Here is a 4,158-nt window from a genome sequence, read left to right as displayed (position 1 = left end):
GGTGCTGATACCCAGAGTCGAACTGGGGACCTCACCCTTACCAAGGGTGCGCTCTACCAACTGAGCCATATCAGCACATCTGGAGCGGGCAGCGGGAATCGAACCCGCATCATCAGCTTGGAAGGCTGAGGTAATAGCCATTATACGATGCCCGCATCCTGGAACTCGGCTACCTGTTCTTTCTGTAGCTTTTGAATAATAAAAGAAGACCTTTTACTATTCGAGCCAGTCAGAGTTTCCGACTGACCCTGACCACACAGATGTGCAATCTGAATCCGGAGGTGAGAGATTTGAACTCACCCATCAGGTAAACTCTTACCTGATGCCCAACCAGGAGGCTGAGATGGTGGTGGGAGAAGGATTCGAACCTTCGAAGTCTGTGACGGCAGATTTACAGTCTGCTCCCTTTGGCCGCTCGGGAATCCCACCTACTTGATGGTGCCGGCTACCGGAATCGAACTGGTGACCTACTGATTACAAGTCAGTTGCTCTACCAACTGAGCTAAGCCGGCATCAAGTGACGCGCATTCTAGGAAGACCGGCTCCGAGATGCAACAAGAAAATCATCATTTTTATTCTTTTGCTTACTATTTGTGCAAAAGCTCTCAACAGCAGGCATTACTGTCGCTTCTTCACTCATATCTGGTACAAATGTTCACCACCGCGTTCAGCGGCTACGCTCTGTTTTCTCTTTGACTGAACTGCCCGGGGTTAAACTATTTACTGGTTTTTTTAGCGGCTGATAGAAAAACACAGCTTTTTTCATTCCACCAGGTGAAAAAAATGTGGCGTGTTCTGCGAAAGCGCTCGCACGATCATCATTTTGCTTCTGTTTAAAGTGACACTGGTGTTAACCTCCTGCCCACTGTTTCCGTTAATTTATCTTCTATGACGCGCAATCGCGTTCAGGACGCTTCATGATGAGGCAGGGATGAACCACACTTTGCGGTCAGATATATGCTTATGAGTAGAAAAACAACGCCACTGACCACCCCTTATCTGCAATTCGACAGACAGCAGTGGGCTGCGCTGCGTGACTCAGTGCCTATGACACTGGATGAGCGTGAAGTTGAGCGCCTGCGCGGTATCAATGAAGATCTCTCTCTTGATGAGGTTGCTGAGATCTATCTTCCTCTATCACGTCTGCTGAACTTCTACATCAGTTCTAATTTGCGACGTCAGGCCGTACTGGAACAGTTTCTCGGCACCAACGGGCAAAAGATCCCTTATATCATCAGCATTGCCGGCAGCGTTGCCGTCGGAAAAAGCACGACTGCGCGCGTGCTGCAGGCGCTGCTTAGCCGCTGGCCGGAACATCGCAAAGTAGAATTGATCACCACTGATGGTTTCCTGCATCCGAATGCCGTGCTGAAAGAGCGCGGTCTGATGAAGAAGAAAGGGTTTCCGCAGTCCTACGATATGCATCGCCTGGTAAAGTTTGTTTCCGATCTCAAGTCGGGCGCCAGCCAGGTCACGGCACCGGTCTACTCGCATCTGATTTATGATGTCATCCCTGACGGCGATAAAGTGGTTGAGCAGCCTGATATCCTGATTCTGGAAGGGCTTAACGTGCTGCAGAGCGGTATGGACTACCCGCACGATCCGCATCACGTATTTGTTTCTGACTTTGTGGATTTCTCAATCTATGTGGATGCTCCGGAAACCTTACTGGAACGCTGGTACATCAACCGCTTCCTGAAATTCCGTGAAGGTGCTTTCAGCGATCCCGATTCCTACTTTCATCACTATTCGCAGCTGCCGAAAGAGGATGCCGTTAACATTGCGCGCGGGCTGTGGCAGGAAATCAACGGTCTTAACCTGAAAGAAAATATTCTGCCAACGCGTGAGCGCGCCAGCCTGATTATGACCAAAGAGGCTAACCACGCCGTTCAGAGCGTAAGGCTGAGGAAGTAACAGCAAAAAGCCCTGCGTGCAGGGCTTTTATCATAGTGCTGTGGCTAGCCGTTATCTGGCCTGAGTGAGATCTCCCCGCCAACCCAGGATTTAATCACTCCCTCCTGTTCCAGCAGCAGGCCACCCTGCTTATCTATCCCGCGCGCAATACCGTAAACTTCGCGCTCACCAATCAGTAATTTAACCGGACGATTGATAAAATTATCCAGCTTTTCCCAGCGCTGAATAAAGGGAGCCAGACCGTCGCGCTCAAAAAGCGGTAACGCCGCACGCAGACTGTTAATGATACTGGCTGCCAGCTGGTTGCGATCGATAGTCACGCCCGCTTCCTGCAGGTTGATCCAGCCCTGATTGATTTCTGAAGTGCCTTCACCCCGCATTCCCAGGTTGATGCCTGCCCCCATAACAATCTGCGCCGCATCGCCGGTTTTACCGGTGAGTTCAACCAGGATGCCAGCAAGTTTACGATCGTTAAGATAGAGATCGTTTGGCCACTTCACACGGACATTTTCAGCGCCAAGGGACTGAATCACTTCCGCCATGACAATCCCTATGACCAGGCTCAGCCCCATCGCAGCAGCTGGTCCCTGCTCCAGACGCCAGTACATCGACAGATAGAGGTTGGCTCCAAAAGGCGAAAACCATTTACGTCCGCGGCGTCCACGTCCTGCCTGCTGGTACTCCGCAACGCAGGCAAAACCTGACTCAAGCTGATCCATGCGATCAAGCAGGTACTGGTTGGTTGAGTCTATAACCGGAATAACGGCGATACCCGGGGTCTCCAGATGAGTATGGATAAGCGCTTCATCCAGCAGCTGCAGAGGCGCAGCCAGGCTGTAGCCTTTTCCTGTCACAGTAAAGACATCCAGACCCCAGCTTTTCAGAGTCTGTATGTGCTTATTAACTGCAGCACGGCTCATGCCCAGCGCTTCACCCAGATGTTCACCTGAGTGGAATTCACCGTCAGCCAGCAACGCAGCCAGCTTGAGAGGGACGCTTTGATCTTTCATGCAATAACCTCAACTGCATTACGCTCGCCATTGGCGCCGATAAAACGCACTTCAGGTTCCAGCCAGACATTGAACTTCTTACCCACATGCTGCCGCACCGTATGTGCCAGTGTAACAATCTCCTGCGGCGTGGCGCGATCCTGATTGATCAGAACCAGCGCCTGCTGGCGATGTACGGCGGCGCCGCCTACGCTGAAGCCCTTAAGCTGACACTGGTCGATTAACCAGCCTGCCGCCAGTTTTACCTCGCCATCAGGCTGAGGATAGTGTGGTATCGCAGGCCATTGCGCGAGCAGCTCTGTCAGCTGCTCAGCTGAAACAAGCGGGTTTTTAAAGAAGCTGCCCACATTTCCGGTAACGCGCGGATCGGGCAGTTTGCTTTGACGCATCTGACATACAGCATGGCAGACATCCCAGGCGGTAGTCGTCGCCGGGTTAAGTTTTGCCAGATCGCCATAACTCAGTACCGGTTTCCACGCTTTCATCAGGCGCAGTCCGATCGCGATGATGACGTAATCATCTTTGAGCGCGTGTTTAAATATGCTATCGCGATAGCCAAAGCCGCACTCTTCACGATAGAGCCTTTTAGTGGCTGATGTAGGCAGATGCAGTACATCGACATAGTGACAGACATCTTTAAACTCTACGCCATAGGCACCGATATTCTGGATCGGAGCGGAGCCTGACATACCGGGAATGAGCGCCAGGTTTTCCAGGCCAGGGATCCCTTTTTTCAGGGTATATTCCACTAACTCATGCCAGTTTTCACCGGCGCCAGCGTGCACATGCCAGGCTTCTTCATGCTCTTCAGGCTGAATACCTTTGATGGCATTAACGACGACGGTGCCGTTGAAATCCTCGAGGAACAGAACATTGCTTCCTTCACCGAGGATAATAAAGGGTTGATTGCGCTGCTGGCTGGAGTGCCACGCTGCGGTAATGGCTTCTGCGCTATCAGCGATAATCAGCGATTGTGCGTCGATCTCAAGACCGAGCGTATTACATGCTTTAAGGGAGGTACCTGGGCTGGACATTTCACGGCCTTTACTGAGTAATCTGGCCGTAGTTTACCCGATTGACTAACCAGGAGTGGGTGTTTTGATGGTTTTAGTGAGGAAATTTTGCTTTTCTGCAGACGTAAAAAAGCCCTGAACGCGTGTTCAGGGCTTTTTTACTTGATGGATGCCTGGCAGTTCCCTACTCTCGCATGGGGAGGCCCCACACTACCATCGGC

At 51.6% G+C, this 4,158-nt stretch carries 3 protein-coding genes and 4 tRNA genes; 1 reads left to right on the top strand and 6 read right to left on the bottom strand.

Translation table 11 applies throughout. The features are described from left to right. Positions 1 to 2: 2 nt before the first annotated feature. The 4 genes from FS690_RS18170 to FS690_RS18155 form a co-directional block, all read right to left on the bottom strand. Positions 3 to 75: transfer RNA gene (locus FS690_RS18170), tRNA-Thr, on the bottom strand. A gap of 5 nt (positions 76 to 80) precedes the next feature. Further along, positions 81 to 155: transfer RNA gene (locus tag FS690_RS18165), tRNA-Gly, on the bottom strand. 189 nt (positions 156 to 344) lie between these two features. After that, a tRNA-Tyr gene (locus FS690_RS18160) sits at positions 345 to 429 on the bottom strand. Between the two features lie 7 nt (positions 430 to 436). Continuing rightward, positions 437 to 512: transfer RNA gene (locus FS690_RS18155), tRNA-Thr, on the bottom strand. A 451-nt stretch (positions 513 to 963) separates the two neighbouring features. Here FS690_RS18155 and coaA point away from each other — a divergent pair. Further along, positions 964 to 1,914, top strand: coding sequence for a type I pantothenate kinase (gene coaA / locus FS690_RS18150; protein ID WP_039385682.1), 951 nt, complete (start codon positions 964 to 966; stop codon positions 1,912 to 1,914). A 44-nt stretch (positions 1,915 to 1,958) separates the two neighbouring features. Here the strand turns inward: coaA and birA are convergent, their stop codons facing one another. Continuing rightward, a complete protein-coding gene (gene birA / locus FS690_RS18145; RefSeq protein WP_039381823.1) occupies positions 1,959 to 2,924 on the bottom strand; it encodes a bifunctional biotin--[acetyl-CoA-carboxylase] ligase/biotin operon repressor BirA in 966 nt (321 codons plus the stop codon). Then, positions 2,921 to 3,958, bottom strand: a complete 1,038-nt coding sequence (gene murB / locus FS690_RS18140; RefSeq protein ID WP_071668693.1) for a UDP-N-acetylmuramate dehydrogenase — start codon at positions 3,956 to 3,958, stop codon at positions 2,921 to 2,923. The genes birA and murB overlap by 4 nt, the downstream gene beginning before the upstream one ends. Positions 3,959 to 4,158 lie beyond the last annotated feature (200 nt).

It is taken from the genome of Pantoea sp. PSNIH1 (assembly GCF_007680655.1).
GTDB classification, from domain to species: domain Bacteria; phylum Pseudomonadota; class Gammaproteobacteria; order Enterobacterales; family Enterobacteriaceae; genus Pantoea; species Pantoea eucrina.
The sequence above is the reverse complement of the archived record's forward strand: the minus strand, read 5'-3'. Positions and strand labels throughout refer to the sequence as shown.